29 protein-coding genes and 2 pseudogenes are annotated in these 25566 nt (G+C 66.1%); 12 read left to right on the forward strand and 19 right to left on the reverse strand.

Translation table 11 applies throughout. From position 1 onward, the window contains the following. Nucleotides 1-172: 172 nt before the first annotated feature. From ACQPYH_RS27840 to ACQPYH_RS27865, 6 genes are all read right to left on the reverse strand, one after another. Nucleotides 173-691: an ATP-binding protein gene (locus ACQPYH_RS27840; protein ID WP_432894506.1), complete on the reverse strand. Its 519-nt coding sequence runs from the start codon at nt 689-691 to the stop codon at nt 173-175. Nucleotides 692-2232: 1541 nt separating this feature from the next. Beyond that, nucleotides 2233-2892 carry a sigma-70 family RNA polymerase sigma factor gene (locus ACQPYH_RS27845; protein ID WP_432877018.1) on the reverse strand — a complete coding sequence of 220 codons (660 nt, stop codon included), beginning with the start codon at nt 2890-2892 and terminating at the stop codon, nt 2233-2235. A 1294-nt stretch (nt 2893-4186) separates the two neighbouring features. Then, nucleotides 4187-5959, reverse strand: a complete 1773-nt coding sequence (locus tag ACQPYH_RS27850; protein ID WP_432877020.1) for a sigma-54-dependent Fis family transcriptional regulator — start codon at nt 5957-5959, stop codon at nt 4187-4189. A 476-nt stretch (nt 5960-6435) separates the two neighbouring features. Continuing rightward, entirely contained in the window at nt 6436-7812 is a 1377-nt protein-coding gene (locus ACQPYH_RS27855) for an NAD(P)/FAD-dependent oxidoreductase (RefSeq protein ID WP_432877023.1), read from the reverse strand. A gap of 4 nt (nt 7813-7816) precedes the next feature. Next, nucleotides 7817-8380 carry a GNAT family N-acetyltransferase gene (locus ACQPYH_RS27860; RefSeq protein ID WP_432877025.1) on the reverse strand — a complete coding sequence of 188 codons (564 nt, stop codon included), beginning with the start codon at nt 8378-8380 and terminating at the stop codon, nt 7817-7819. Nucleotides 8381-8446: 66 nt separating this feature from the next. After that, nucleotides 8447-9232, reverse strand: coding sequence for an SDR family NAD(P)-dependent oxidoreductase (locus ACQPYH_RS27865; protein WP_432877028.1), 786 nt, complete (start codon nt 9230-9232; stop codon nt 8447-8449). Nucleotides 9233-9385: 153 nt separating this feature from the next. Between ACQPYH_RS27865 and ACQPYH_RS27870 the strand changes: the two genes are divergently transcribed. Further along, nucleotides 9386-10159, forward strand: a complete 774-nt coding sequence (locus tag ACQPYH_RS27870; RefSeq protein WP_432877030.1) for an SDR family NAD(P)-dependent oxidoreductase — start codon at nt 9386-9388, stop codon at nt 10157-10159. 58 nt (nt 10160-10217) lie between these two features. Continuing rightward, nucleotides 10218-11078, forward strand: coding sequence for an alpha/beta fold hydrolase (locus tag ACQPYH_RS27875; protein WP_432877032.1), 861 nt, complete (start codon nt 10218-10220; stop codon nt 11076-11078). Between the two features lie 100 nt (nt 11079-11178). Here the strand turns inward: ACQPYH_RS27875 and ACQPYH_RS27880 are convergent, their stop codons facing one another. The 3 genes and pseudogenes from ACQPYH_RS27880 to ACQPYH_RS27890 all read right to left on the reverse strand — a co-directional run. After that, complete coding sequence (locus tag ACQPYH_RS27880) at nt 11179-11847, reverse strand: sigma-70 family RNA polymerase sigma factor (protein ID WP_432877035.1); 669 nt, start codon at nt 11845-11847, stop codon at nt 11179-11181. Between the two features lie 178 nt (nt 11848-12025). Further along, nucleotides 12026-12229: a hypothetical protein gene (locus tag ACQPYH_RS27885; protein WP_432894686.1), complete on the reverse strand. Its 204-nt coding sequence runs from the start codon at nt 12227-12229 to the stop codon at nt 12026-12028. Between the two features lie 23 nt (nt 12230-12252). Continuing rightward, nucleotides 12253-12417: pseudogene (locus ACQPYH_RS27890) on the reverse strand (NAD(P)-binding domain-containing protein); the annotation flags it as partial. Between the two features lie 238 nt (nt 12418-12655). Between ACQPYH_RS27890 and ACQPYH_RS27895 the strand changes: the two are divergent. Continuing rightward, on the forward strand, nt 12656-13252 hold the full coding sequence (locus ACQPYH_RS27895; protein WP_432877037.1) for a uracil-DNA glycosylase family protein: 597 nt from the start codon (nt 12656-12658) through the stop codon (nt 13250-13252). On the opposite strand, the gene ACQPYH_RS27900 is transcribed toward ACQPYH_RS27895, so the two are convergent. Together ACQPYH_RS27900 and ACQPYH_RS27905 are read right to left on the reverse strand one after the other, a co-directional pair. Continuing rightward, nucleotides 13227-13559, reverse strand: a complete 333-nt coding sequence (locus ACQPYH_RS27900) for a hypothetical protein (RefSeq protein WP_432877039.1) — start codon at nt 13557-13559, stop codon at nt 13227-13229. The two genes, ACQPYH_RS27895 and ACQPYH_RS27900, sit on opposite strands and share 26 nt — an antisense overlap. Before the next feature lie 131 nt (nt 13560-13690). Further along, nucleotides 13691-13888: pseudogene (locus ACQPYH_RS27905) on the reverse strand (cytochrome ubiquinol oxidase subunit I); the annotation flags it as partial. 330 nt (nt 13889-14218) lie between these two features. Between ACQPYH_RS27905 and qcrB the strand changes: the two are divergent. Beyond that, on the forward strand, nt 14219-15766 hold the full coding sequence (gene qcrB / locus ACQPYH_RS27910; protein ID WP_432877041.1) for a cytochrome bc1 complex cytochrome b subunit: 1548 nt from the start codon (nt 14219-14221) through the stop codon (nt 15764-15766). Between the two features lie 59 nt (nt 15767-15825). On the opposite strand, the gene msrA is transcribed toward qcrB, so the two are convergent. From msrA to ACQPYH_RS27925, 3 genes are all read right to left on the reverse strand, one after another. Continuing rightward, on the reverse strand, nt 15826-16374 hold the full coding sequence (gene msrA, locus ACQPYH_RS27915; protein ID WP_432877044.1) for a peptide-methionine (S)-S-oxide reductase MsrA: 549 nt from the start codon (nt 16372-16374) through the stop codon (nt 15826-15828). Then, nucleotides 16371-16838, reverse strand: a complete 468-nt coding sequence (gene msrB / locus ACQPYH_RS27920; protein WP_432877046.1) for a peptide-methionine (R)-S-oxide reductase MsrB — start codon at nt 16836-16838, stop codon at nt 16371-16373. Before msrB ends, msrA begins: the two co-directional genes overlap by 4 nt. A 103-nt stretch (nt 16839-16941) precedes the next feature. Next, nucleotides 16942-17175 carry a hypothetical protein gene (locus ACQPYH_RS27925; protein ID WP_432877048.1) on the reverse strand — a complete coding sequence of 78 codons (234 nt, stop codon included), beginning with the start codon at nt 17173-17175 and terminating at the stop codon, nt 16942-16944. A gap of 188 nt (nt 17176-17363) precedes the next feature. Between ACQPYH_RS27925 and ACQPYH_RS27930 the strand changes: the two genes are divergently transcribed. Continuing rightward, entirely contained in the window at nt 17364-18281 is a 918-nt protein-coding gene (locus ACQPYH_RS27930) for an NADP-dependent oxidoreductase (protein WP_432877050.1), read from the forward strand. A gap of 111 nt (nt 18282-18392) precedes the next feature. On the opposite strand, the gene ACQPYH_RS27935 is transcribed toward ACQPYH_RS27930, so the two are convergent. Beyond that, nucleotides 18393-18890 (reverse strand): Dps family protein, encoded by a 498-nt coding sequence (locus ACQPYH_RS27935; protein ID WP_432877052.1) that lies wholly within the window; start codon nt 18888-18890, stop codon nt 18393-18395. Between the two features lie 66 nt (nt 18891-18956). Further along, complete coding sequence (locus ACQPYH_RS27940) at nt 18957-19313, reverse strand: MmcQ/YjbR family DNA-binding protein (protein ID WP_432877055.1); 357 nt, start codon at nt 19311-19313, stop codon at nt 18957-18959. 131 nt (nt 19314-19444) lie between these two features. On the opposite strand from ACQPYH_RS27940, the gene ACQPYH_RS27945 reads away from it, so the two are divergent. The 7 genes from ACQPYH_RS27945 (at nt 19445) to ACQPYH_RS27975 (ending at nt 23789) form a co-directional block, all read left to right on the forward strand. Further along, a complete protein-coding gene (locus ACQPYH_RS27945; protein WP_432877057.1) occupies nt 19445-19984 on the forward strand; it encodes a carboxymuconolactone decarboxylase family protein in 540 nt (179 codons plus the stop codon). A gap of 4 nt (nt 19985-19988) precedes the next feature. Then, entirely contained in the window at nt 19989-20810 is an 822-nt protein-coding gene (locus ACQPYH_RS27950; RefSeq protein ID WP_432877059.1) for an isocitrate lyase/PEP mutase family protein, read from the forward strand. Nucleotides 20811-20844: 34 nt separating this feature from the next. Then, entirely contained in the window at nt 20845-21492 is a 648-nt protein-coding gene (locus ACQPYH_RS27955; RefSeq protein ID WP_432877062.1) for a nitroreductase family protein, read from the forward strand. A gap of 52 nt (nt 21493-21544) precedes the next feature. Beyond that, nucleotides 21545-21754, forward strand: coding sequence for a hypothetical protein (locus ACQPYH_RS27960; RefSeq protein ID WP_432877065.1), 210 nt, complete (start codon nt 21545-21547; stop codon nt 21752-21754). Then, the gene (locus tag ACQPYH_RS27965) at nt 21709-21963 is read left to right on the forward strand and encodes a hypothetical protein (RefSeq protein WP_432894509.1); all 255 of its coding nucleotides are present in this window, start codon (nt 21709-21711) and stop codon (nt 21961-21963) included. The genes ACQPYH_RS27960 and ACQPYH_RS27965 overlap by 46 nt, the downstream gene beginning before the upstream one ends. A 227-nt stretch (nt 21964-22190) precedes the next feature. Further along, nucleotides 22191-22556: a GNAT family N-acetyltransferase gene (locus ACQPYH_RS27970; RefSeq protein ID WP_432877067.1), complete on the forward strand. Its 366-nt coding sequence runs from the start codon at nt 22191-22193 to the stop codon at nt 22554-22556. Between the two features lie 93 nt (nt 22557-22649). Then, nucleotides 22650-23789 carry a lactonase family protein gene (locus ACQPYH_RS27975; protein ID WP_432877070.1) on the forward strand — a complete coding sequence of 380 codons (1140 nt, stop codon included), beginning with the start codon at nt 22650-22652 and terminating at the stop codon, nt 23787-23789. A 67-nt stretch (nt 23790-23856) separates the two neighbouring features. On the opposite strand, the gene ACQPYH_RS27980 is transcribed toward ACQPYH_RS27975, so the two are convergent. The 3 genes from ACQPYH_RS27980 to ACQPYH_RS27990 form a co-directional block, all read right to left on the reverse strand. After that, nucleotides 23857-24111 (reverse strand): hypothetical protein, encoded by a 255-nt coding sequence (locus ACQPYH_RS27980; protein ID WP_432877072.1) that lies wholly within the window; start codon nt 24109-24111, stop codon nt 23857-23859. 113 nt (nt 24112-24224) lie between these two features. Beyond that, nucleotides 24225-25268: a GNAT family N-acetyltransferase gene (locus tag ACQPYH_RS27985; RefSeq protein ID WP_432877074.1), complete on the reverse strand. Its 1044-nt coding sequence runs from the start codon at nt 25266-25268 to the stop codon at nt 24225-24227. Nucleotides 25269-25313: 45 nt separating this feature from the next. Then, nucleotides 25314-25454, reverse strand: a complete 141-nt coding sequence (locus tag ACQPYH_RS27990) for a DUF5709 domain-containing protein (RefSeq protein ID WP_432877076.1) — start codon at nt 25452-25454, stop codon at nt 25314-25316. Nucleotides 25455-25566: the final 112 nt, after the last annotated feature.

A 25566-nucleotide genomic window follows, 5' to 3' on the forward strand; every position in this document is an offset into this window, starting at 1 on the left:
CCTTCTCGCTGACGAGGGTTTCTTCGTTCGTTGCTGACGACATGATTGCCTTCCGGTGACATCGTGGTGAGCCTTACAGTTCTGACTCAACGCGACCTACCTCGGCGGCAATACCAGGGCTGACCGTCGAAACGTTTGGGTTCGGCCTCCACCCATTCGATGGGTCCTCGATTCAACCGCCGGCGAGCAGCGGCAAGGTCAGGCGGAAGCACGCGCCCTGGCCGAGTGCTGTTTCGAGTTCGACGGCTCCGCCGTGGGCCTCGGTCAGGGAGCGGGCGATGGCCAGGCCGAGGCCGGCGTTGGTGCCGCCGGAGCGGTCTGGGGAGCGGTCTGCCCGGTAGAACCGATCGAAACCCGGCTCGCCTGATCGGTGGTCATGCCGGGATCCTGGCCGGCGATCTCGCGGACGGCCCGATCTCCCGAGGCGCCGACGCCGATGCGGACCGCGGCACCGGATGGAGTGTGGGCAGCGGTGTTGCCGACGAGGTTGGTGACGACCTGCCCCAGGCGCGCCTCGTCGCCGTACACGGTGCCGGTCCAGGCGGCCCGCCGCCGGGACCTGTGAGGTCGACCGGTCGCGAGGCGTCGAGTGCGCGTAGATCGTGGCGGGTGCCGTTGGCGAGCGTGCGCAGGTCCTCGAGCCGAGGCAGCTCCACCCACCGGCGTACGCGGTGATCGGACCTGGGTCGATGCGTTGCCCTGAGCATCGAAGGTGACGAAGTACAGGCTGCCGAACAGGTCAAGCCCGAGCGCGAGACGCTCAGCATCCACCCCGCCCGGGTGCTCCTCGGCGGCCTCGAGGTGATCGGCACTGGAGCCAGCGCCAGCAACTGTCCGACGGACTGCAGTTCGGAGTCCATCCGGTGTTGCAGAGCCCACATCGAGCTTGAAGTCGGGAGAACCAGAGCTTCCCTGGATTCCGAGATAGACGTCCTGCAGAGTCTCGGCAGCGTAGATCGCGCCAAGGTCCCCGCTGAGCATCAGGTCTGGATCATCGGTAGAGATGTCGTACGGCCGCCAAGCAACACGTTCCGTGACATGCGCCGGCCGTCGTCTACTTATCCACAGGCTGCGTTGCGCAACCTCATCGGCCGCGGGCTGACCCGCACCGCCGGCGCCTGGACCCTCGCCACCACTAACCCCTGAACCAGCCGACCGGCCCCACACCACACCCCCGGAGCGAACCACCAAGCGCCTCCGCTGCGCTCGAAGCCACCGCAGCGCACCGACGGATCACCTTGCGACGACTCTGCTTGAGCATCTCCGACCTCCCCCAGCAACGACAGCCCTCCTACGCCGCATGGCTACGACGCCAAGGCCCAGCCGCCACCGGCTCTACCCACCAACTTCGCGGACGCGGTCACGGTCATCACAACCTTCGCAGACCCACTAGTCAGCGGCGAGGCTCGCGGCAAGGACTGGGACCCAAACAACGCCACGTGGACCTGAACAACAGGTCACCCACGGACCGCCAGGAGGCCTTTCTTCGACAATCCGCCACCGGGTCGACCAACCAGCGACGCACCTCTTTGCGCACCTCAATCAGCGCGAGAGGATGGTTGCCGATGAGAACTTACGCGCAACGTGCAGCTGCAGAATCCGTTACCTGTAAGGGATCCCGAGCATCATTGAGCAACGCTGATCAACCTCAGGTGGAATGCAGCGGGTTCGGGGTTCGGGTCCCCTGGCGGCGCGCAACAGCCCAGGTCACCGAGGTGTCCTGGGCGTCTTCATGTCCTCCGCGACCCCTTTATGTCCCTCTTTGGGCCGAAGCGGCATCATGTCGCTTCACCGGGATCTCTCCGCCAGCGACGATCTGGCCTTCACCTGACTGTGACTGTGCGTCACATCACATCGCTTCGCATCGTTGCCGCACCTTGGGCTCCACCCGACCGTCTGGCGTTGAGCAGCCAACCACCACGTCGGCCACGACCGACTCGGATGGAAGACCGGGCAGGTCGGGCGAGCTCCAACGTTGCTGCACACCGGTCTCCGACGTGACTGTCAACTCCGACTGTCCTTAAGGGAAGGCTCGCTGATAACACCGGGAAGTGTCGGTGAGGCTGGCCAGGTGGAGTCCGTGACGATCGGATCCACTTCTGTCTTCGAAGCCGCGGTTGATGATTGCCAGATGAACATCCTCGTCGGCAGATCATTCCTCCTGCCCCGTCTGCTGCTCGGTCAACCGGGATCGACATCGATCCAGTGTCGTCGACACGCTGCTCAAGCGATTTACGGTTCCGGTAGGTAGCCGGCGTCGGCCAACGCGGCCCGCAGCTTACGGCGGGCGTCGAACATCATCTTGTAGATCGCGTTGCGTGTCGCACCGAGCTGATCGGCGAGCACGTCCGTGGACATCCCGTTCAGCGCCAGCGCGACGAAAACCATCCGTTGCTTCGCGGTCAGCTTCTCGTCGACGGCGCGGTGTACGGCGTTCATCAGATCCCAGCTTTCGGCATGCGACTCCGGTTCCATACCAAGCCGGGCCGGCAAGCGCTCCCAGTCTTCGTCGTCGAACGCGACATCGGCCCGCCGCCAGAAGTGGCGGTTGACCTTGGCCGCCACATCGAAGATCACGAACTTGTATGCCCAGGTGGTGAACTTGCAGTCGCCGCGGAATGTCTCGACCTTGCCGCAGATCGCCAGCAGGGCGTCCGCGGCAGCCTGATGCGCAATGTCGTCGAGCTCCGGGCCGACGAGTCGCAGCCTCGCCGCCCGCCGCCCGACCTCTGCTCTCGCGGCTCGCAGGAGAACCTTGTACAAGTCTTGGCTCGCAAGCTCACGCCGATCTCCATCGCTGCTCAGGTCGCGGACCCAGGCACGGTTCTCCCGGGCCACCTCCGGAGAGACGACCCGCACGTGCGACGAGGAGTCGGAACATGCGCTCTTCATGGATCCCCGGCGATCAACGCAACGTAGTGACCACAGGTCCGACACATCTGTGTCGACTGTGAAACAACAGCACGGACGATCTAGTCCATTCAGTACTTCACTGACCCAGCATCCAAGCGGCAACGTGTTAGGCATCGACTCGCCGCCTTTTCCGCGAAGACGCGTGATCCAGACCGCAGAAACTGAGTGAGTCAGGCGCCATCACGCTCACGTCAACCGGACTGCTAACGCAGTACTGCTCGCACGCGACATCGAGAGGCAACTCTACAAGTGGTCTGTATCGTCCTCTCATCACGTCGAAGCGGGTAGGGTCCGGCATCCGATGTGAGATCGCTTGGAGTTCGCATGCTGCAGTGTCATGGTCGCGGCGGCATGGCATTCGGTCCGTTTGGCTCACCAGGTCGTCACGATCATCAGGCCCCGGTGACAGCGAAGCCGACGCCTTCGCCGTGAGCCCAGCCGACACGGGATCATCGCGCAGCGATCGGCACAGATCCTCGCAACGCTGACGGATGACGCCGTACACACGGTTGCCCTTCTCCTCCTTCATCGGGAAGTACGACCGCATGACCTCCTTCAGCGGATCCTTCTTCGGCGCCTTCTCGAGCGTGCAGTCGGTCCCGAACCAGGCCGCCGCTGTGGCGACGGTCGGCTCCCACGACAGTGCGGTCATCTTGGCCTGTGCCTTGGTGAGACTCTGCCTGCTCATGGATTGCCTCCAGGATCGGGAGCCGGCCGGGTGGAACGGCTCCGGAGGTATGCGTTGGAGCGATCAAAGCGCGGCGACGACGAACTTCCGTCTCACTGTGAGATACGGGGCACCCTCGCGGACCTACCTCGGCTCAGGTTCGGCTAGCCCAACAGTGAGAGGGGCACGGACGGGAGATGGTCGTGACCGCGGAGAATGCCTGTCCGGAACTCGATCCGCAGATCGTGAGAGCGCAGCAGGTATCGCTCGTCGACGTCGACGCCTCGCGCCGTCGTCCGCGCCTACCGAGACTACGTACCGGCCCGGATCCCGCTGGTCCACTCGTCGCCCACGAACGTCAGGTGGCAAGCAAGGAACCCGTGGTTCGAGGCCGAGGTCGTCCGTCCTGCAGGCGCTTGTCGTGGACGCTGTCAACGACCGGACCGTCCCGGCGAACCTCGGGTCGCGCACCAAGGTGCGGACTGGAGCAGCCGCGCCGTAAGTCTCGGCCGCCGGCGTAATCGTCCGCGGTGACGCGGTATGGCGGTTAAGTCACGCCATGATCGACCGGAGCGCGTAGGGCAGGCGGCTCCAGTGCCGCCCGAATCAGATGTATTCGTCCGTCGTGATCTCGAAGACCCTGATCTTTCGGTAGATCGACGCCCGCGAGATCCCGAGCGACGTGGCCGCCACTTCCTTGCGGCCCTTGGTGGCGCGCAACGACTGCACGATGGCCCCGCGCTCGAGCCATTCCATCGGGGTAAGCCGGCGGCGAAGCCCGCGGCCGAAGCGAGCCGGCAGGTCCGAGATGCCGAGCTTGTTGAGATCGGTGGCCCGCAGCATCTCACCTAGCAGGTCATTGATCTCGGCCACGTTCCCCGGCCAGCGTTCGCGCTGCAGCCTGGCCATCAACTGCTCGGTGACCGCCACGGACCGCGTTCCGGGGCGCCGGGCGAGCAGCGCCATGACGATCGCCGGGAGATCCTCGAAACGCTCCCGCAGCGGCGGTATCAGCACGGTCGGAATGCCGGTGGCGCCCAGTTCGGCCCTGATCGGATCGCCCTCGGCGACACGGACGGTCAGCGCCAGCCAGCCGGCATCGGTAACCGCTCGCACCTCACCACACAGCCGGCCGAGTGCGTCGGCCGTCAGGCGCTCGCCGTGCTTGACCATGACCGGCGACCCCGCGCGGAGCGCTGCGGCCACGTCGGTGATCAGCCGGTCGAGATCGTCTGTGCCGGCATTCCGGGCCGCGTCACGAACGACGAGCATCTTGCCTGCGGCGTGCAGTTGCAGCGCCGCCTCCACCAAGGCTGCTTTGCCGACCCCGGGCTCGCCGATCACCGCGACCGGATCGCGTTGCGCGCAATGCCGGCCCACTCTCCGGGCCGCATCCAGTATGGCCGGAGTGCCGGCGGCGAATCGGGGGAGCATGCCTGCCACCGGTCGCCTCAGGGCGGGCGGACGGGACGTCGTACCGGACGGGAATGCCACTGCGCCGACAAGCTCGTTGCCGCGGCGCACCGCGCGCAGCTGGAGCAGCGTCTCTCTGCCGTCGGACATGGTCAGCGGTGTCTCCGCGGCGTCCGACCGCCCGAGGGCGTCCCGCACCATGGTCCACGTGTCACCGTGCTCGACCGCGCCGATCTCCCGCGCCAGCTCCGGCGTCGACATCCAGACGCTGTCGCTGATCGCGAGCACGCCGGATCCGGACCGCCGTGAGGCACCGAGATACTCGTCCAGCAGCAACCGCTCGCCCTGTCCGCCGAGTTCGACCAGCCGCGCCTCGATCACCGCCACCGCTTGACGCACCAGCGCCGCGAGGGCCGGGTTGGCGCGCGCAGCCCAGGTGGCAATATCCAGCACGCCGACGAATCGGTGGCTGAACGGATCACGGATCGGAACTCCGAAACAGGCGAAATCCTGCAGTCGCTCGGAGAAGTGCTCGTGTCCGCAGACCGCATACGCAGCCCGGGCCTCGAGGGCGCTGCCGATGCCGTTGGTCCCGACATGGTGCTCGGCATAGCTGAACCCCGGCGCAAGTAGGACCGAGTCGAACCGGCGCTCGAGCTCACCGACCCCAGAACGGCGGAGCAGCACCCGCCCTCGGCTGTCGGCCAGGACCGCCGCGACGGGGCTGCCGGCCACGTCCTGGGCCACCCCGTCGACGACGGAGCTCGCCGCCCTGGCCAGACGTGAGGCCAGGTTGACGTTCTCGACGTACGACGTGGTGACCTCTCTGGCGTCGACGCCGTCGTCGGACGAGCGACGCCACGAGGCGAGGATCTCCGCGCTAGGCCCCTCGATCTCCTCGATCCGCCCACCGGTCAGCAGCTGCTCCCTGGCCCGGAGCAGCATCGCGCCGGAATCGTCGGTCATCGCCGAGAACCTCCCCACCTCTCAAGGTGAGACGCGGAGCACACCAGATGGCCACTTTACTCCCAGGAAGACTCGATCTCCCCAGCTGCCGACCGGCAGAAAGGGCAACGATGACCATCGATCTCACCCCCGCGACCTCGCCATCCACCATGGCCGGTTCCGGGTTGGCGACGAGCCGCGGCACCCTGAACAGCACCGCCTATATCCAGTGCACAGCCGACGAGCCAGTCACGAGCATGCCCTCCCCGATGGGCGCAGTCCGGTGAACGACCACACTCACGACCACGGCTACTACCGCCGCCCGGGCGGGACCTGCAGTTACTGTGCGGACACGCATCCGACTGAGCCCGACCTACCAATGCAAGTCTTCGACCGCGCGACCGGCTCCTGGATCGTCGGATCCGCCCTGAGCGAGGCGGCGTGATGCGCCATCCCGGGTGCGGTCCTTCGTCCTGGCCTCCAGCGTATCGAGCGTGCTACGTGCTTCGCTGGATGGTCGAGGACGTGGCCTTCTCGCTACCGCAGATCGCCCTCGGCGAGTTCGCCGTGGCTTCGGTGTGGAAGGCCTCGCGCGGAGTCTGGACCGACGTCAGCGACACGATGTCCCGGCCGTAGAAGAAGGCGGTCAGCCAGATCGAGAAGACCCGTACCTTGCGATCCCAGGTGGGGATGGACAGCACGTGGTAGCCGCGGTGCATCACCCACGCCGGCAGGCCCTTGATGACCAGGCTGCGGTACTGGAAGATCCCCTTCCCCAGGCCGAGGGTCGCGATCGAGCCGAAGCTGCGGTGCAGGTAGTTCTTCGGCTCGCGCCCGCGTAGCGTCCGGATCAGGTTCTTCGCCAGCCGTTTGCCCTGTCGTACGGCGTTCTGCGCGTTCGGCACGGTGAACGCACCCGGCGTCGGTGAGGCGAGATCGGGTACGGCGGCGTCGTCCCCCGCGGCCCACGCGTCGGGCACGAACTTGTCGTCGGTACCGATCCGTAAGTCGGCGCGTACCTGGACCAGCCCACGCGGCGTGTGCGGCAGGTCGGTGTGGTTGCGGAGCAACCTGGTTGCGGCATTGCCCGCCGTCCACACGATCAGCTCCGAGTCGAACGCCGCGCCGTCGGACAAGACGACATGACCGTTCTCAGCCGAGCTCATCGTGGTGTTCAGATGCACTTGCGCTCCACGGCGTTCGAGCATTCGCACCACCCATCGGCCGGGCTGCTCGGTCACCTCCGGAAGGATCCGCCCGGACGCTTCGACCAGGTGGAAGGCGAGATCGTCGACCGACAGCACCGGGTAGTACTTGACCAGCGTCTTGGCCAGCGACATCAGCTCGGCGAATCCCTCCACCCCGGAGAACCCGCCGCCGACGAACGTGAACGTGAGCAGCCGGCGCCGGTCCGGCCCCGGTTCCAGACCGGATGCCTCGTCGAACGCGGTCAGCACCCGGTCCCGGATCGCGACCGCTTCCTCGACGTGCTTCATCCCGATCGCACGGTCCGCCACGCCCGGTACGTCGAACGTCCGGGTCACTGCGCCTGCGGTGACCACCAGGACGTCGTACGTCATGGTGAAGTCCGGCCCGTGCGCCGGCCGGATGACGACCGTCCGCGCGTCGTGCCCGATGTGGATGACCCTGCCCGGCACCAACTTGGTCCGGCGCAGGTTACGGCGCAGCGAGATCGCGGCGTGCCGCGCTTCGACCGAACCGGCCACGACCTCGGGCAGGAACGGCTGGTACGTCATGTACGGCCGTGGTTCGACCACGACCACCTCGACCTCGTCGCGCCGAAGCTTCTTCTCCAGCTTCCACGCCGTGTAGAACCCGGCGTACCCGCCACCGATGATCAAGATCCTGCGCATCGCCTCATGCCCCTTCCCGGCTCGCCCGTTCAGAACCGTCGAGCTCGGCCGCGCGGATCCGGTAGACCTGCATCGCAAGGCCGTAGTACTTGTCGGTCTCGCCGACCCACTCCATGCCCAGCCGCCGCGCCGTGGCGCAGGCGCGAAGGTTCTGCGGTCGGGCGACCGCGTACAACTCGTCGATCGTGCCGGTTGCGAATGCCCAATGCATCAAGGCGTGGCTCGCCTCGGTCGCAAACCCGCGGCCCCAGGCTGGCGGTGCGAGCTGCCAGCCGATCTCGAAGTCCTCCTCGAACGGCGGCAGCAAGCCGAGCTGCAGGCCGCCGACCACTTGCCCGTCTGTCTTGCTGACGATCGCCCAGCGCCCGGCCGGCGGGACAGCGTTCTCGGCGGCCGCGATCCATGCACGGAGCAGCAGGCGCATGGTCGTCTTGTTCGGCACCCGGCCCAGCTCGGGTGCCAGCCACCGCGCCACTTCGGTGGATCCAAAGATCTTCAGCGCGGCCTCCGCGTCGGCCTCTACCCAGTCCCGAATCGCGAGCCGCTCGCTTTCAGCGATCACTGCCATCTTTACCATCCTGTCGTCCAAGAGATTTCATGCCCCGGCCGTCGGCCAGGTAGCTGCTAAGAGGGGTCAGTCCGTCGGGTCGTACGCGACGTTCCAGACCTGGCCGGTCTGGGCCGTGGCCAGGTGATGCAGCAGGGTTGTGGCCTGGCGGCCCGAATCGGCGACACCGGCGTCCTTCTGACTGATGACGAATCGCCGGATCAAAGGGTCGTCGATCGCTTCCGGATCAATTCCGGCGAGCCAGGTCCGCAGTGCTTCGCCCGTCTTCTGTGCACGGAGGGCGTTGACCGTGACGCCGGTCCCGGTCAGCTCGGCCGCAAGGTACGCGGTGTGTGCCTCCAGCGCAGCGACGCAGGCCGCGTAGACGTTTCCACCGGGCCAAGAGTCCAGGTCGCCGACGACGCCGCAGACGTTGGCGATCCGTCCCCATCCCTGGCGCATCATCGCCGGAATCACCGCGCCGGAGAGGGCCACGACGCTCGCAACGTTGATGCTGAGGGCACGCAGTACGGCCACCGGGTCGAGATTGGCTACCGGGCCCATCGGTGCCACGGTGGCAGCGTTGTTGATCAGGATGTCGACGTCGCCGAAGACCTGCTCGACGCTCTGGACGAGACCAGGAATCGACCCGAGGTCAGACAGATCGGCAGTGAACCCGGACGCCTCGCCCCCGGCCGACCGGATGGCGTCCACCGTGGCGTCGGCGCGAGCTCTCGAGGTCGCGACCACCGCGACTGCCGCACCGGCGGCACCCAACTGCTGGGCGATCGCCCGGCCGACCGCGCGGCCCGCGCCTGTCACCAAAGCAACTCTGTCGACGAAGGCCCGTGCCGGGCTCAGACTTCCATCCATGTTAGTTGGAGTCCGGACAGCGGCTGACTCTTACTTTGCTGCCGCGCCGCGATCAGGATCAGATCTCGAGAAGCGGTAAGGCCGGGCCCTCGATCGGCACACAAGTAGGGACATCCGGGTCATTCCGGCCCGTACGGATCGAGGGAGACGGTCATGAGCGGATACTTCGAAGGTCGCAAGCTCATCGTGGTCGGTGGGAGCAGCGGCATGGGGCTGCAGACGGCACGTGATGTTGTCGGGCAAGGCGCCAACGCCGTCATCGTCGGGCGCCAGCAAGCCAAGGTCGACGAGACAGTCGCTGAGCTGGGCAAGAAGGGTGAGGCCTGGGGCATCACCGCGGACCTGGCGGATCGCAAGCAGGTCGAGGACGTACAGGCGCAGCTCGCCGCGGAGCACGCCGATGCGACGCTGCTGGTCAATGCGGCCGGTTTCTTCATCCCCAAGGGCTTCCTCGACTACAGCCAGGAGGACTACGACGCGTACCTGGAGCTGAGCCGGGCCACGTTCTTCCTCACCCAGACGGTGGTACGGGGGATGCAGGCCGCAGGCTCCGGCGGGGCGATCGTCAACATCGGCAGCATGTGGGCCCACCAGGCGATCGCGGCGACGCCGGCGACGGCGTACTCGATGGCGAAGGCCGGCCTGCACGCGCTGACCCACAACCTGGCGATGGAATTGGCGGCCGACGGCATTCGCGTCAACGCGGTGGCTCCGGCGGTAGTGGCCACTCCGTTGTACGAGGGATTCGTCCCCGCCGACAAACTCGAGGAGACGGTGAAGAGTTTCGACAGCTTCCACCCGCTGGGACGGGTCGGAACCGCGCAGGACATCGCGTCCTCGATCGTGTTCTTGCTCTCACCGGAGGCCAGCTGGATCACCGGAGCGATCCTGAACGTCGACGGCGGCGTCATGGCCGGCCGCAACTGACGGCCCGCCCCCGAGCGCGCGCTCGATCACATCCGGTTGTAATGAATGTGGAGTGTCCATGACGAGTTTTCGGACCGTGTCCGCCGGCGGGCTGGAGGTCTTCTACCGCGAGGCCGGTAAACCGGGAGCACCGAAACTCCTGCTGCTGGGCGGATTCCCGTCCTCGTCCCACCAGTTCCGGAACCTGATGCCGGCGCTTGCCGACAGGTTCCATCTGGTCGCGATCGACTACCCCGGCTCCGGGAACACCGAACTGCCCGATCCGGCCGACTGGGACTACACCTTCGACCATCTCGCCGAGATCGTCGATGAGACGTTGCTCGCCATCGACTTCACCGGACCGATGGGCCTGTACATGCAGGATCACGGCGGTCCGGTGGGTAACCGGCTGATCTCGCTGCATCCGGACTGGTTCCGATGGCAGATCATCCAGAACGCGAACATCTATGAGGAAGGGCTCACCGAGCTCTGGGATGGGCTGCGGAACGGTCTCTGGGCCGGCCGCAGCACCGAGCCGCCAGTCGACGTCCTGCTCGAACCGGAAACGGTGAAGGCCATCTACCTCACTGGCCATCCCGACAAGGCGAAGATCAGCCCGGACAACTGGAACCTCGACCTGCACTTCCTGACCCGGCCGCATGCGCGTCAGGCGCAACTGGAGCTGTTCCACGACTACCGGACGAACATCGCCATGTACCCGGCCTGGCAGGCGCGACTGCGCCGAGACCAGCCCAGAACGCTGATCTGCTGGGGCCAAGGTGACATCTTCTTCACCCCCGCCGGTGGAGAGGCCTATCTACGTGAGCTCCCCGACGCGAAACTGGTCCGCCTCGACTCCGGTCACTTCGCGTTGGAGGACTGCCTGCAACAGATCGCCGACGAGATCAGGACCTTCTACGACGAGGTCGTCAAGTCGTGATGCTGACGAAGCCGTGGCTGCGGCTGATGATTGAGGGCCAGCTGGGACGAATCGAAGTCTGCGGGGTGTTCGACGCCCGGACCGCGACCGCGGTCCGCGCTCACGCGAGCGGTTGTTCCGGTAGGTAGCCGGCTTCAACCAGAGCGGCCCGCAGCTTGCGCCGGGCATCGAACATCATCTTGTAGATCGCGTTGTGCGTCGATCCGAGCTGATCAGCGAGCACATCCGTCGGCATCCCGTTCAGCGCCAGCGCGACAAAGACCAGTCGCTGCTTCGCCGTCAGCGTCTCGTTGACGGCGCGATGCACGGCCGCCATCAGATCCCGGCTCTCGGCGTGCGCCTCTGGTCCGATGCCGAGTCGTGTTGGCAGACGCTCCCAGTCCTCGTCGTCGAACGCGACACCGGCCCGCTGCCAGAAGTGCCGGTTGACCTTGGCGGCCACGTCGAAGATCACGAACTTGTACGCCCAGGTGGTGAACCTGCAATCACCGCGGAACGTGCCGACCTTGCCGCAGATCGTCAGCAGAGCATCCGCGGCGGCCTGGTGCGCAATGTCGTCCAGCTCCGGGCCGGCGAGCCGCAGCCTGGAGGCGCGCCGCCCGACCTCTGACCTTGCGGCCCGCAGGAGAACCTCGTGCAGGCGACGGCTCGCGGCTTCGCGCTGATCTCCGTCGCCGCTCAGGTCGCGGACCCAGACGTCGTTCTCCCCCGCGACCTCTGCAGAGACGACCCGCACCTGCGTCAAGGACTCGGAACTCTCTCTCTTCACTGGGCTCTCCCGCAATCAACGCACCGTAGCGACCACAGCTCCGGCACGTTCGTGCTGACCGATGAAACGGTAACATGGACGATACCGTCCACTAATAGCAGCGTCCAATCATCACGATCACTAGATCTAAAAGGCATCGGCCGAACGATTCACTGTCACGGAACAGGTCTAGACAGTCCTATTCAGCGAGAGCGTCGTAGGCGAGTCGCAGGTCCCGGCCGGCCAATGGACCACCGGGCTGCTGCAGGGCGCTACCGGCCGACAAGCTCCCCAGGTCGACTGCGGCGTAGCCGATGTCGTCGACGAGGGCGCCGACGGCCGGCCCGGGAGACGAAAGTGGCTCGCGGGTGCCGTGGCATCCACGAGGATCCGTCCGTGCCACGGTGGCAACTCCTCGAACAGGGGGACGACCGCGGGCCACGGGATCGCGAAGACGACGAGATCCGCGGCGGCGACAGCGCTCGTCTGGAGCGCACCGACCCTGGGCCCGAGCTCCGCCACGAGGGGTTCGAGCGTCGCCGGGCCGCGGCTGTTGCACAGTACGACGTCCCGGCCTGACGCCGACGACATGCGCGGCCAGCGGCCGCCCCACCGCACCCGAGCCCACGATGCCGATCGTCGCTGCCATCGATGACCACCCTGTCCCTCGGGGATAGCGGACCGGACGAACCGCGAAACCTCGGAAGGTCGACCGGCCGGTCCGACACGAATATGCGTCGAGGTCGCCGGACGGCGATCTCGTGATTGCTCACAGCTGAACGGTGTCGCGAGCCTGCGGCGCCCTTACTCCCCACGAATCGAGACCCGCATGGACGAACTCGCAGGAATCCGTGACGAGATCAGGAACCACGCTTCGAACGCGTGGGCGAGGGAGCGCGGGTACGAGCCGATCTACTCGGCGTCGCCGAGGTCGAGGATCGTTGTCATCGGCCAGGCCCCCGGCAAGCAGGCTCAGGAGAGCCAGGTCCCGTGGAACGACCCGAGCGGCGTCAAGCTGCGGCAGTGGCTGGGGGTGACGGACGCGCAGTTCTACGACCCGGACACGATCGCCCTGCTGCCGATGGACTTCTACTATCCGGGCAGGGGCGCGCACGGTGATCTCCCGCCGCGGACGGACTTCGCGCCGTTGTGGCACCCGAGGATCCTGGCGTTGATGCCGGCCGTTCGGCTCACCGTTCTGATCGGGAGCTATGCCCAGAAACACTATCTGGGGATCAGCGCCAAGAAGAACCTGACCGAGACCGTCCGCGCCTGCCGGGACTACGTTCCGGACCGGATTCCGCTCGTTCACCCCTCGCCGCTGAACTTCCGGTGGCAGGCCAAGAACCCGTGGTTCGAGACGGACGTGATCCCCGCTCTGCAGGCGCTGGTCGCGGACGCTATTCGTAGCGGCCTTCGAACGTGACGCCGTCGCTCAGCCCGGTAAACCTGAGTCCGACGATCCGCGTGTCGTCGACCATCCATCGAAGCGCGTAACAGGCGCGATAGGACGGCGGCCAGAACGAGCAGAACCGGTCTTGGTCGTCGACGTACCACTCGCCTGCGCTGTCGCCGCCGCGTTCGGTGTAGGTCGTCTTCCCGTCGATCGTGAAGACCTGGGTCGCGCCGTCGGCGTACACCAACCGGCGGGCAGTCACCGCCTTCGGGATGTCGGCGGCCGCTACCGCCTCACCATCCTCGGCGCGAATCCCCTGCAGTACGTCATCCATCATGACCAACGCCTTCCTTGCTCGACTTGCCTTCGATTCCTTGGTGGCCGCTGAGGCTCGCGCGCTTACTGGTCACGTGGGGGTGATGGAGGTCGAAGGCGGGCGAATCTGATCGGATCCGGGACAGCTCCTCGAAGTTGTGCCGCGCCGGTGACGAACATGTGGTGCGCCCAGACCGTCACGGACAACCCCCCGATGCCGAGGGTGGCCGCGACCAGCCCCACGTAGCCGAAGATGACCGCACCCAGGATCGCGCCCAGACCCGACAGCCACAGGCCCAGGATCCAGAGATCTCCACCGACTCCCGGCGAACGGGTGGCCGCCGACAGCGGCGTCGCGAACAGCAGCGGCATGATCGTGCCGTGCACGGTGAAGAGCTGGTTGTAGACCCCCTCGTTCACAAGCTGCAGACCCGGCCCGGCCGGCCAGCTTCGTGGCCGGGTACGTCCCGGCCGCCGGCGTCTACACCTCGCCGAGAGCATCCCGCTCAGATGTAGTCACAGCAGCTCCGCAGATCGTCGCGACAAGTTAATGGACGATACAGTCCTTACAACTAACGCGGCAAGCGTCACAGAATAAGACCTGTTTGTAACGGTGATGATCCGCTAAGAGGACGATATAGTTCCTTTGCTTCGGACTCACGGTTCCCCAGAGGTGACGCAATGGCTGACCAGCAACTCCCCACACCGGTCGAGTGGCTCGACGCGCGCTTGGGCATCCTCAAATCGGGCGCGAAGAAGGACGGGTCCGGAGGGCTTCGCAAGGTCTACCCGGAGCACTGGTCGTACCTGCTCGGCGAGATCGCGCTCTACAGCTTCGTCATCCTGATCCTCACCGGGATCTTCCTGACGCTCTGGTTCAAGCCGTCGATGAGCGAGGTCGAGTACCAGGGCTCGTACAGCCTGCTCAAGGGTCTGCACATGTCGGAGGCCTACGCCTCCACACTGACCATCACCTTCGACGTCCGCGGCGGCCTACTGATCCGGCAGATCCACCACTGGGCCGCAGTGCTGTTCATCGCCTCGATGATGGTGCACCTGCTGCGCGTCTTCTTCACCGGCGCGTTCCGCAAGCCGCGTGAGCTGAATTGGCTGATCGGCTTCGGAACCCTGTTCCTGGGCATCGTCGAGGGTTTCATCGGCTACGGCCTGCCCGACGACCTGCTGTCCGGCACCGGTCTGCGGATCACCAACGGCATGATTCAGGCGTCACCGGTGATCGGCACCTACCTGAACTTCTTCATCTTCGGTGGCGAGTTCCCCGGTGACACGTTCGTCCCACGGTTCTTCACCGTGCACGTTCTGCTGCTGCCGGGTCTGCTGCTTGCACTGATTACCGTGCACCTCTTCTACATCGTCTACCACAAGCACACCCAGTGGGCCGGTCCGGGCCGCACCGAACGCAACGTGGTCGGGTTCCCGTTCTTCCCTGACTACGTCGCCAAGGCCGGCGGAAACTTCTTCGCGGTCTTCGGCGTCACGGTGCTGATGGGCGCGCTGATGCAGATCAACCCGGTCTGGCTGTACGGGCCGTACAACCCGGCAGAGGTGACCGCGGGTTCCCAGCCGGACTGGTACATGGGCTGGCTGGAAGGGTCGGTACGCCTCTTCCCCGGCTTCGAGTCGCACTTCTGGGGCATCACCCTGAGCTGGAACCTGATCATCCCCGCACTGATCATTCCACCCGCGTTCGTCACGCTGGTCGCGCTGTATCCGTTCATCGAGGGCTGGATCGTCGGCGACAAACGCGAACATCATCTACTGGACCGGCCACGCGACGTCCCGACCCGGACCGGTATCGGCGTCGCGTTCATCACCTTCTACAGCCTGCTGTGGATCGCGGGCGGTAACGACCTGGTCGCGACCCACTTCGGCGTCTCGCTCAACCACGTCACCTGGTTCCTTCGGTTCGCGGTCGTCGCCGGCCCGGCCATCGCGTTCTGGATCACCCGCCGCTGGGCGATCTCGCTGCAAGGCGCCGACCAAGCCCGGCTCCTGCACGGCCTGGAAACCGGCATCATCACGCGCTCCCCCGAAGGCGAGTACACCGAGAAGCACCAACCCATCTCCATCTACGAGGCGTACTCACTGACGGCCCGCGACCGGGTCATGCCGTACGAACTGGAGCCGGACACCGACGACAACGGCGTCCGCGCCCCGCGCCGGGCACTCAACAAGGCGCGCGCCACCCTGTCCCGGTTCTACGACTGACACGCACAGAGGGCGTGTCCACCGCCTCAGCGATGGACACGCCCTCAGGGTTTATGGACTCAGGCGGTGGTGCGGTGTGGGAGGACCCAGTTCGGGCGGGCGAAGTGGCAGGTGTAACCCGCCGGGTACGTGAGCAGGTAGTCCTGGTGCTCCGGTTCGGCCTCCCAGAACGGCGCTTCCGGCTCGATCGTGGTCACCGCCTTGCCGGGCCACAGCCCTGACGCATCAACGTCCGCGATCGTCTCGCGGGCGACCTTGTCCTGCTCGGGGGTGAGCGGGAAGATCGCCGAGCGATAGCTCGTACCGACGTCGTTGCCCTGCCTGTTCATGGTCGACGGGTCGTGGATCTGGAAGAAGAACGCCAAGATGTCACGGTAGGTCGTCTGCGACGGGTCGAAGACGATCTCGACCGCCTCCGCATGCCCGGGGTGATTCCGGTACGTCGGGTGGTCATTCTGCCCGCCGGTGTAGCCGACCCGCGTGTCGATCACGCCGGGCTGTCGGCGGATCAGGTCCTCCACACCCCAGAAGCACCCGCCCGCGAGGACCGCGGTCTCGGTGCCCGGAGTCCGGGTGACCTCTCCGGTGTCGTGAATTCCACTCGTCATGATGCGTTCTCCGGACTGGTGGCCTCGAACAGTGACCGGTACTCGCCGTACCCCTGTGCCTCGAGCTCTGCGACCGGGACGAAACGCAGCGAGGCGGAGTTCATGCAGTACCGCTGACCGCCTTCGGCGACCGGGCCGTCACCGAAGACATGGCCGAGATGGCTACCGGCGCCGGTGGACAGCGCCTCCGTACGGATCATCCCGTACGACTTGTCGGTCTCCGTACGGACGGCGTCCGCCGCGAGCGGCCTGGTGAAGCTCGGCCATCCGGTGCCGCTGTCGTACTTGTCGGTCGACGAGAACAAGGGCTGTCCGGAGACAACATCCACGTAGATCCCGGCCTCGTGGTTGTCCCAGTACTCGTTCCGGAACGCGGGCTCGGTCGCGCCGTCCTGAGTGACGCGGAGCTGGTTGGCGGTGAGGCGGCTCAGCGCCTCCGGAGTCTTCCTGTAGTCGTGAGACACGATTTCTCCCTCTCTGACGCCGCTGGCTGCGCCGTCACTATGCACAACACCGTGGGCTGCTGAATTGGTCCCGAGTTCCGCGGAACCCACTGTGACCGCGATCTCAGTCCGGAGGGAGTTCAGCTTCCTGCACAGCAGCAAGCAGCCCGTCCACATCCTCCGCGCAGGCTTCACAGGCAGCCAGGTGCGCAGCCACCCCCGGGTACCGCGCGGCAGCGTCGACGCCGGCCGCGAGCAACTCGGCGTACACGTGCATGACAGCCATCGCCTCATCGCACCCGACGTCACGCGGGTCCGTGGCCAAGAACCGCTCGAGCCTGTCCCGCGACGCGGTCATGACCTTTCACCCTCCGTCAGTCTGTGATCAGCAGCCCGTTCTGATAACCGTTGGTGGTCGTGCGGCTCGGAATCTTACGCCCCGCAGCGAACTCGGCCTGGGCGGTAAGACGTCGAGGGTGGCGTGCCGCCAACGCATGTGAACCAAAAGTGCGGTGCAAGCAAGAGCTGGATCCAGGGAGGTGCCGGATGAGGGCAATTGTCGTGACGGACGAGAGTGCAGGGACGGGTGGGATGACGCTGACCGAGCGTCCCGAGCCGTCACCGGCGATCAATGACGTGGTCGTCGAGATTCACGCCTCGGGCTACGTTCCGACCGAGGTCACGTGGTCGTCGACGTGGACCGATCGCAGCAACCGCGACCGGAAGCAGCCGATTTCCGGGCACGAGTTGGCCGGCGTGGTCACCGCGCTCGGCTACGGCACGACCGGACTGTCCGTCGGTCAACGGGTGTTCGGCCTCGCGGACTGGCACCGCGACGGAACCCTCGCGGAGTACGTGGCCATCGAGGCACGCAACCTCGCGCCACTCCCGGGCGACGTCGACTTCACGGTCGGCGCGAGCCTGCCGATCTCCGGACTGACCGCCTGGCAGGGGCTGTTCCAGCACGGCCGCCTCGAAGCGGGGCAGACCGTGCTGGCCCACGGCGCGGCCGGCGCCGTCGGGACGATGGTCACGCAGCTCGCGCGCGAGTTCGGTGCGTACGTCATCGGCACCGGTCGGGCCGCCGACCGGGAGAAGGCGCTCGACTACGGTGCCCACGCCTTCGTCGACCTCGACAACGACGCGCTCGAAGACATCGGCGGCGTCGACCTGGTGTTCGACGTCATCGGCGGCGACATCCAGAAACGCTCCGCGGCCCTGGTCCGCCCCGGCGGAATCCTGGTCACCGTCGTCGGACCACCTGAGTCACGCCCGGCGGACGGCCTGGCGATCGACTTCGTCGTCGAGGCCGACCGCGCCCAGCTCGTCGAGATCGTCCAACGCGTCCGCGACGGGCGGCTACGGACGAACATCGGCACCGTAGTACCCCTCGACGACGCCGTCGCCACCTTCAACTCCACCGAACGGACCAAGGGAAAGATCGTCATCGGAATTCGCTCCTGAAACCGCATCACAGCAGCGGGCCTCGCGCATCGAGTCAGCCGCGAGGCCCGGTGCGACGGGGAGGGCGGGGCCCGGAACTCCGGCCATGACCAGGACACCCGGTGACGGCCATCAGGCGTTCTTGCCCAGTTGGACACGCAGCAGCCACTGGTGTTTCTCCAACATCCCGACCACCTTGATCAGCACGTCCTGCGTCACCAGATCCGCCCCACCGATCGAACCCAGCCGCTCACGGATTCGCTCAGCCACCGCCGCGACCCGCCGACCGAGCTCCCAGACGACCGCGTGATCAGCCGAGGACTGCACCTCCACAGGTTCGACACGCGATCCGGCTGCCACTGCCGGGCTCTGCCCATCGGGTACGAATCCCAGCGTCACCGCTCGCTCAGCGACAACATCCGCGAGGTCGCGCCACTCCCCCACCAGCTCGTCGAGGAACAGATGCAGGCTGTGCGCAGCCGCCCCGACCACACTCCAGTGCAGCTGCTTGCCGATCAGCGACAGGTCGATCAGATCCTGCAGCACGACCTGTAACTCTGCACCGATGGCCGCCCGCTCGTTCGGATTGTCCAGCGGCGGCAACTGCACCGAGTTCGCAACAGATTCCATAGCCATACCCCACCTGTGTCATGGCCGGCACCGGACCTTTCCTCAACGCCCGCACCAATCGGCACATCACGTCCCGCGGTGCGCCACCAGCTGGTAGGAGTCAGCGACGAGCTGCTTCACCAGATCCTCGTCCACGCTGCCCCCGCCTTCGACCGTGATCCAGTGCTTCTTGTTCATGTGATAGCCGGGGGTGATTTCTGCGTACTGCTCACGCAGGGCCACGGCGTTGTCCGGATCGGCCTTCAGGACCAGGACGGGCCGTCCCGGCAGGTCCGTGATGAGCATGAAGACCTTGCCGCGCACCTTGTAGAGGTCCCAGTTCGGGTCGAGACGATGCTCCAGGTCAGCGCCGGGCAGGTGCATGGCGACGTCGTCTGCGAGCTTCTGTAGCTCTTGCGCGTCCAAGGTGATCAACTCCGTCATCGCTTCGAATGGCAGGCATTGTTCTTTGGTGGCGACCTCGGCGCGGATCTTTCGATCGGCCTGGCGGCGTAAGAACCCGGTCGAGTCGGACACCAACTATTCGCACTTTCCCTACCGGAGGCTGATTCGCTGTGTCACGACTGAAGACCCCCGCGCTGGACGATCTCCCGGCCGGCCCGCGGCAGATCCTTGACCAGGTTGGCGCGCAGCTCGGGTTCGTCCCGAACATGTTCAAGACCATCGCCTCGAACCCGACCGTCCTCGAGGTCGTCACGAGCCTGCAAGCCACGATGAGCCGGGTTCTGGACGCTCGGACCCGGCACAGCATCGCTCTGGCCGCGTCGCAAGCCAACGGCTGCGAGTACTGCCTGGCCATCCACACGTACACCTCGTCGGAATTCGGCGGCATGGCGAGCGACGACATCGATCTCGCCCGTGCCGGCAGCTCGGTTGATCCCAAGCGCGCCGCGGCGGCTCGCTTCGCTCAGCAGGTGGTCGACAGCCGCGGACAGGTCAGCGACACCGACCTCGCGGCCGTCCGGGACGCCGGGTACTCCGACCCCGAGATCCTGGCGATCGTCACGGTCGCGGTGCAGGCTCTGCTCACGAACTTCATCAACAACGTGAACCAGACCGACATCGACATCCCAGCCGTCAACTCGGTCGGCTGACGCGATGGGATCCGAGCTGTACGAGAAGTTCATGGCGCTGCACACCCGCGACGGGGGCCTCGTCCTCCCGAACGCCTGGGACGGGCTCTCGGCGTTGATGCTGGCCGACGCCGGTTTCGAGGCGATCGCGACGTCGTCGGTAGCGCTCGCCGCCACGCTGGGCAGGCCGGACGGCCGCCACGAAGTCACCCGTGCCGAGCATCTGGAACATGCGCGACTGCTCGGCCGGCTCACCGGGCTGCCCGTCAACGGCGACTTCGAGGACGGGTACGGCGACACGCCCGCGGACGTCGCGACGACGGTCGAAGCCGCCGTCGAGTACGGCCTGGCCGGTATCGGTATCGAGGACACGTCGGGCAATCCGGACCGCCCGATCCGCGACTTCGACGAAGCCGTCGACCGCGTACGCAGCGCGGTCGACGCGGCCAAAAGACGCATCGTCGTCACCGGCCGGACCGACAACTTCATCCAGGGCCGCCCGGATCTCGACGACACCATCCGGCGTCTGACGGCCTTCGCCGAGGTCGGCGCGGATGTGCTATACGCCCCGTACCCGCCTGACCTCGATGCGCTGAACGCGATCGTCACCGCGGTCGCGCCGACACCGGTCAATGTCCTCGTGTCGCCGGCGGACAACGTGCTGACGGTCGCTGAGCTGCAGAAGGCCGGCGTCAAACGAATCAGCTTGGGCCCGTGGCTCTACGTCCACGCGATGGGCGCACTCGAAGAGGCCACCAAGGCACTCGTCGCGGGCGATCTGGCCGCGGCCGCGACCGGCATCAGCTTCGAGCGCGTCGGCGAACTACTTGCCCACAGCAAGAACTAGACCACCATTGATTGCCGGAAGAAAGTAGACAGACATGGATCTCGACAAACTCATGGGCAAGCACCTCACCAGGTACTTCGACCCCAGCAGGACGATCCCGGCGGAAACTCTTCAGCAGCTGTTGAAGTTCCTGCGTTCGACGCCGACATCGACCAACATCCAGCCGAACCACTTCTATGTCCTCGCCACGGACGAAGGCAAGAAGCGGCTGGCGGACAACCTGGGCGAACGCTTCCAGGACAACGGCGAGAAGGTGATCAACTCCTCGCACACCATCATCGTCACCACCCGGGCGGATCTGCCCGAGAGCCACGTCGAGGCGGTGTTCAGCAAGGAGCGGGCCGACGGCCGGTTCCCGGACCCGGCGAAGCAGGAGCTGTGGGAGTCGATGACCCGCGACTTCCTGAACCTGCGCAACTACGGCTACAAGGACGTGAACCACTGGATGGAGAAACAGACCTACATGGTGGTGGGTCTGACCATGATGGCCGCCGCTGAGCTCGGTGTCGAAGCCACGCCGCTCGAGGGGTTCGACCCGACCAGTGTCGACAAGGCGTTCAAGATCCGCGAAAGCGGACATGCCACGACGGTGTTGCTGGCGCTCGGCTATCCCGACCCCACCAAGCAGTACAGCAATCCGATCTCGCGCTTCGACACGGACGAACTGTTCACCTTCGTCTGAACGCCGGCGGCATCGGTCAGAGCGGCACAGCTCGATGGAAGACCCTCCCGCGGTGATCGACCAGGTCCACCGAGACAGCAGGCTGCGGTTGGCGTTCTTGTCCGCGGTGGTTTCGCTCGCGGCCGCGTTCGCCGCGTCCTCCGCGCCGATCCCGCCGTTCAACCTGTACCGGGCCGAGGACGGCTGTCGAATCATGTCGGCCGACGGTCTCCCGCGATCGCAAGCCTCGGACTGCTCGCCCTTGGGTGTCTGGTGTTGCTGAACGTGCACGACATCGGCATCCTGCTGGCCGGCCGGGTCCTAATGGGCCTAGGCGCCGGGCTGGCCAGCAGCAACGTCACTGCGTACGTCGTCGACGCTGTGCCCAGCAGGCCGGCTTGGCTGGCCCCCGTCGCGTCTAGCCAGACAGTTACGCTCGGCCTCGCCGTCGGCGCCATCGCCTCCGGCGCCCTGGTGCAGTACGGTCCCTGACCGCGTCACCTCACCTACTTGGTTGCCGTGGGCTCCCTGTTTCTGTCTGCGGTACTGATCGTTGTCAGTCCGGAAACCGTCCCACGGACGCCGGGCGCTTGGCGATCACTACACCCGCGGCCGGACAACGCGTCGGCATGACAGTGGTACGGCGGACTCGCCCTCATCGCCACCCTCTTCACCATCGCCGCCGCCCGCAACCCCACTCGCGAAAGGACGAGCTGAGGATGAACGAAGAACGCAGGCCGGTCGCCGAGAAGGTGGTCGACAACACCGATCAGGGCCGCTTCGAGTTGTACCGGGACGACGAGTTGGTTGGTTGGCTCTATTACACCCACCTGAGACCTGATCGGTACGCCCTCCGGCACACCGAGGTCGGGCCGAGTCACCAGCACCAGGGCGTGGCGAGCGCGATGGTCCGGCAGGTACTCGACCAGATCCGCGTTCGTGGGGGCACGGTCACGGCAATCTGCCCTTTCGTGGCCGACTACCTTGCGCGAACCACGGCGTACGCCGATCTGCTCGACTCGCGGCACCCGGGCTACCCCGATCGCGCGAGTGCGGAGGCGGCTGAAAGGAAAGCCGGTAGATGAATTCTCAACGAAGTGCTGCGAGGTAGGTAAGAGCAGCTCGGGGCGCCGACACCGGGACTTGGATCTACCCACTGAGGTTCCACGAGGAGAACCATGAAACGCACTGTCCCCGCTGTCGCTGTCTCCGCTCTCGCACTGACGGTCGGACTCGTCAGCACGCCGGCGACCGCCACCGCTTCGCCCGCATCGGCATCGCTGTCGCAAGGCATGGTCTTCGTCCAGAACGACGACTCCGCGGGCAACCAGGTCGTGGCCTACCGTCGCTCGGCCGACGGCTCCCTGCACCAAGCCGGCACCTACTCGACGGGCGGTCGTGGCGGAACCCTGAACGGCGCGGTCGTCGATCGCCTCGCATCACAGGGATCGCTCACCTACGACAAGGCACATCGGACCCTGTACGCCGTGAACGCGGGCAGCAACACCGTGACGGTGTTCGGTGTGGCCGGCGACCGGCTGATCCGCCGGCAGGTCATCAACTCCGGCGGAACGTTCCCCGTCAGCGTCGCTGTTCACGGCGCAGAGGTTTATGTCCTGAACGCGCGCGCGGGTGGCGCGGTGCAGGGCTACCTCAGCATCCTCGGCCACCTGGTGCCGCTGCACAGCGAACGTCGCTCCCTCGGTCTGCCCGTCACGACAGGACCGCAAGAGTTCACGCACACTCCGGGCCAGGTCGTCGTGACACCGGACGGCTCCTCGGTGATCGTGACGACCAAGGCAGCCGGCAACAATCTGCTCGTGTTCGGCCGGTTGGGCTTGGCCCAGCTGGCGAAGACACCCGCGGTTGTCGATGATGCCGGCAACGTTCCGTTCGCCGCGGTGTTCGACCGCTTCGGACAGCTGGCTGTGGCCGAGGCCGGTTCGAATTCAGTCGCGACGTACGCGGTCGAGCGCGATCATCACCTGCGCCTCCTGAACAGGACTGCGACCGGCCAGATGGCGACCTGCTGGATCGTCGGTGCCGGGGGCAACTACTACCTGTCCAACGCGGGAAGCAACTCATTGGCCGGATATCACGCGGAGCGCGACGGCTCGCCCGTCAGCCTGGGCAACATCGCAACGGGCGAGGGCACCGTCGACGCTGCTGCCACACCGGACCAGCGCTACATCTACGTACAGACGGGGAAAGTGGGAGCTGTCGACGCGTTCCGGGTCGAGTCCGATGGAAACCTGACCAGGATCAGCAGCACCGTCGTCCCCAACGCAGCCGGCGCGGAAGGCATCGCCGCCAGCTGAGCACCTGACGACGCAGAAGCCCGAGTGGCAATCCACTCGGGCTTCTGCGGTAGTTGGACCTCGTTCGTCAGCGTGCGGCTGCGTCTCCAGGGTCGTGGGGAGGGTCACCTTGCAACCCTTCGACTGCACCCAGCAAGCTGCGCAGGTCGGTCTCCTCCACCTGGACCTCCTCAGGGTCGTCCAGCCACTGGTCGGGTGTTTCGGGCTCGACGTCGTCAGGCCGACTGTTGGCGATCAGCCCCAGGTCGGCCTCGACCTCGGCTGCCAGCTCATCCAGCACCGGCCCTCGCTCGTCGTCCGGCAACTGCCCATCAGTGTTCATCGACTCGCCCCTTCGGCATGGTTACGCCCGATCTGCCCGCTCGACGATCGCTCGCTAACCCCTGTGTCCGTAAGCCCGCATGTTCGCTGTCCACCTCGGCGAGTAGCACGCCGTCAATCGTCGCTCGCATTGTGATCCTTTCGGTCGGGTCCGTCTCGCTTGACGGGTTCCCGGGGCGTTTCGGGCTCGGGGTGACTGCGGCGTCGTCGACGGTTCCCAGCAAGTAGTGCGTGAGGGGCGAATGCTCGTTCGCGTGCTCCGTGGGCTGCGTCGGAAGCCCTCGCCCTTCCAACTCGTCCCAGGTCGAGTCGGCGATCCGCCACAGCCGGCGCGCGATCTGGCCAGCGAGGCCGGCATGCGGTGAGTTGGGGTGCGGTCTGGTCGCCGAACTCCACTGCACTTCGCCAGGGACCGCGCCACGTCCACGGCACGTCAGCGCTGTGCAGCTGCTCCAAGCTGGACACGACGTCGGTCTCGAACGATTCGTGCTCAGTCAGTAGCCGCTCAGCGTCCCGCCAGGTCTCGGCGGTGCTCAGATTGAGAAAGCGTGCATCCCCGTAGGCCCTGCCCTTGAGTACCCGCAGCGCCTGCTCGAACTTCTTGAGATTGTCCACGAGGACCGCGGTGTCGACATCGGAGGTCGCACTGGACGCCGGCAGCAAGACGTCGGCAACGGCTGCGGCATGCTGTGCGGCAACGGCCGTGAACTGGTCCAGAATGCGGCGTCTCGCGAACCCGTCGACGTCCGGATCCTGCGCACGCGCTGCCAGCTCCCTGAGGCTCGTGTGCTGAGCATGCACCAGTTGCTGCAGAGGGGCAGACGTAGAGCGCGGCCGGATCGCCGGGTTGGACGGATCGAGTACGACCAGGTACGTCGGATGGCCCTGAAGGAACCGCTCGACCGCCGGGCAGTAGTTCGTGATCCGGACCTCTTCGGCGATGAGGTCGTCGAGGACCGCCTGGATCAGGGCTGTACCGAGGCCTCGGCCTCGATGATCCGCTATGACCTCGGTATGCCCCAGGACGCGCTGTCCACCGAGGACACGGAAGTCGAGGGTTCCGGCGGTCGTGCCCTTCAGGAGCAGCTCGTACCGTCGCAACTCCTCGTTCTCGACCACACTCAGCTCACGCTTGGAGTCGTACATCAGGGTTCTCATCGCTGTACGGTCCTTCCGTGAGCCGTCGCGCCGATACTGCATTGTTCACTCGACCTCATCGACCTCCAACGGCTCGTCGTCGACAACATGCACCGCAGCCTCTTCGGCACTCGCGGCGCCGCCGTCGAGTGCCGGAGGATTGGAGTTGGTCCTCGTCGTCCACGCCGTAACTGCCGCAATATTCACGGCTGACCTCGCTCGTACGCCCTCCTGACTGCGGGCCGACTGCAGGCCGACTCCTGACGAGACTTGGTGTCGGTTGCGGCACGTGTGCTTACCCGCCCGCGGACGTTACTGC

The sequence above is a fragment of the Kribbella sp. CA-245084 genome (assembly GCF_050942355.1).
Lineage (GTDB): Bacteria > Actinomycetota > Actinomycetes > Propionibacteriales > Kribbellaceae > Kribbella.

Bases quoted from the DNA above. Each gene is read 5' to 3' on its own strand.
- ACQPYH_RS27845 (WP_432877018.1), bottom strand. From the start codon at position 2,892: ATGAAGAGCGCATGTTCCGACTCCTCGTCGCACGTGCGGGTCGTCTCT.
- ACQPYH_RS27850 (WP_432877020.1), bottom strand. From the start codon at position 5,959: ATGACCGACGATTCCGGCGCGATGCTGCTCCGGGCCAGGGAGCAGCTG.
- ACQPYH_RS27855 (WP_432877023.1), bottom strand. From the start codon at position 7,812: ATGCGCAGGATCTTGATCATCGGTGGCGGGTACGCCGGGTTCTACACG.
- ACQPYH_RS27860 (WP_432877025.1), bottom strand. From the start codon at position 8,380: ATGGCAGTGATCGCTGAAAGCGAGCGGCTCGCGATTCGGGACTGGGTA.
- ACQPYH_RS27865 (WP_432877028.1), bottom strand. From the start codon at position 9,232: ATGGATGGAAGTCTGAGCCCGGCACGGGCCTTCGTCGACAGAGTTGCT.
- ACQPYH_RS27870 (WP_432877030.1), top strand. From the start codon at position 9,386: ATGAGCGGATACTTCGAAGGTCGCAAGCTCATCGTGGTCGGTGGGAGC.
- ACQPYH_RS27875 (WP_432877032.1), top strand. From the start codon at position 10,218: ATGACGAGTTTTCGGACCGTGTCCGCCGGCGGGCTGGAGGTCTTCTAC.
- ACQPYH_RS27895 (WP_432877037.1), top strand. From the start codon at position 12,656: ATGGACGAACTCGCAGGAATCCGTGACGAGATCAGGAACCACGCTTCG.
- ACQPYH_RS27900 (WP_432877039.1), bottom strand. From the start codon at position 13,559: ATGATGGATGACGTACTGCAGGGGATTCGCGCCGAGGATGGTGAGGCG.
- qcrB (WP_432877041.1), top strand. From the start codon at position 14,219: ATGGCTGACCAGCAACTCCCCACACCGGTCGAGTGGCTCGACGCGCGC.
- msrA (WP_432877044.1), bottom strand. From the start codon at position 16,374: ATGACGAGTGGAATTCACGACACCGGAGAGGTCACCCGGACTCCGGGC.
- ACQPYH_RS27925 (WP_432877048.1), bottom strand. From the start codon at position 17,175: ATGACCGCGTCGCGGGACAGGCTCGAGCGGTTCTTGGCCACGGACCCG.
- ACQPYH_RS27930 (WP_432877050.1), top strand. From the start codon at position 17,364: ATGAGGGCAATTGTCGTGACGGACGAGAGTGCAGGGACGGGTGGGATG.
- ACQPYH_RS27935 (WP_432877052.1), bottom strand. From the start codon at position 18,890: ATGGAATCTGTTGCGAACTCGGTGCAGTTGCCGCCGCTGGACAATCCG.
- ACQPYH_RS27940 (WP_432877055.1), bottom strand. From the start codon at position 19,313: ATGACGGAGTTGATCACCTTGGACGCGCAAGAGCTACAGAAGCTCGCA.
- ACQPYH_RS27950 (WP_432877059.1), top strand. From the start codon at position 19,989: ATGGGATCCGAGCTGTACGAGAAGTTCATGGCGCTGCACACCCGCGAC.
- ACQPYH_RS27955 (WP_432877062.1), top strand. From the start codon at position 20,845: ATGGATCTCGACAAACTCATGGGCAAGCACCTCACCAGGTACTTCGAC.
- ACQPYH_RS27970 (WP_432877067.1), top strand. From the start codon at position 22,191: ATGAACGAAGAACGCAGGCCGGTCGCCGAGAAGGTGGTCGACAACACC.
- ACQPYH_RS27975 (WP_432877070.1), top strand. From the start codon at position 22,650: ATGAAACGCACTGTCCCCGCTGTCGCTGTCTCCGCTCTCGCACTGACG.
- ACQPYH_RS27980 (WP_432877072.1), bottom strand. From the start codon at position 24,111: ATGAACACTGATGGGCAGTTGCCGGACGACGAGCGAGGGCCGGTGCTG.
- ACQPYH_RS27985 (WP_432877074.1), bottom strand. From the start codon at position 25,268: ATGAGAACCCTGATGTACGACTCCAAGCGTGAGCTGAGTGTGGTCGAG.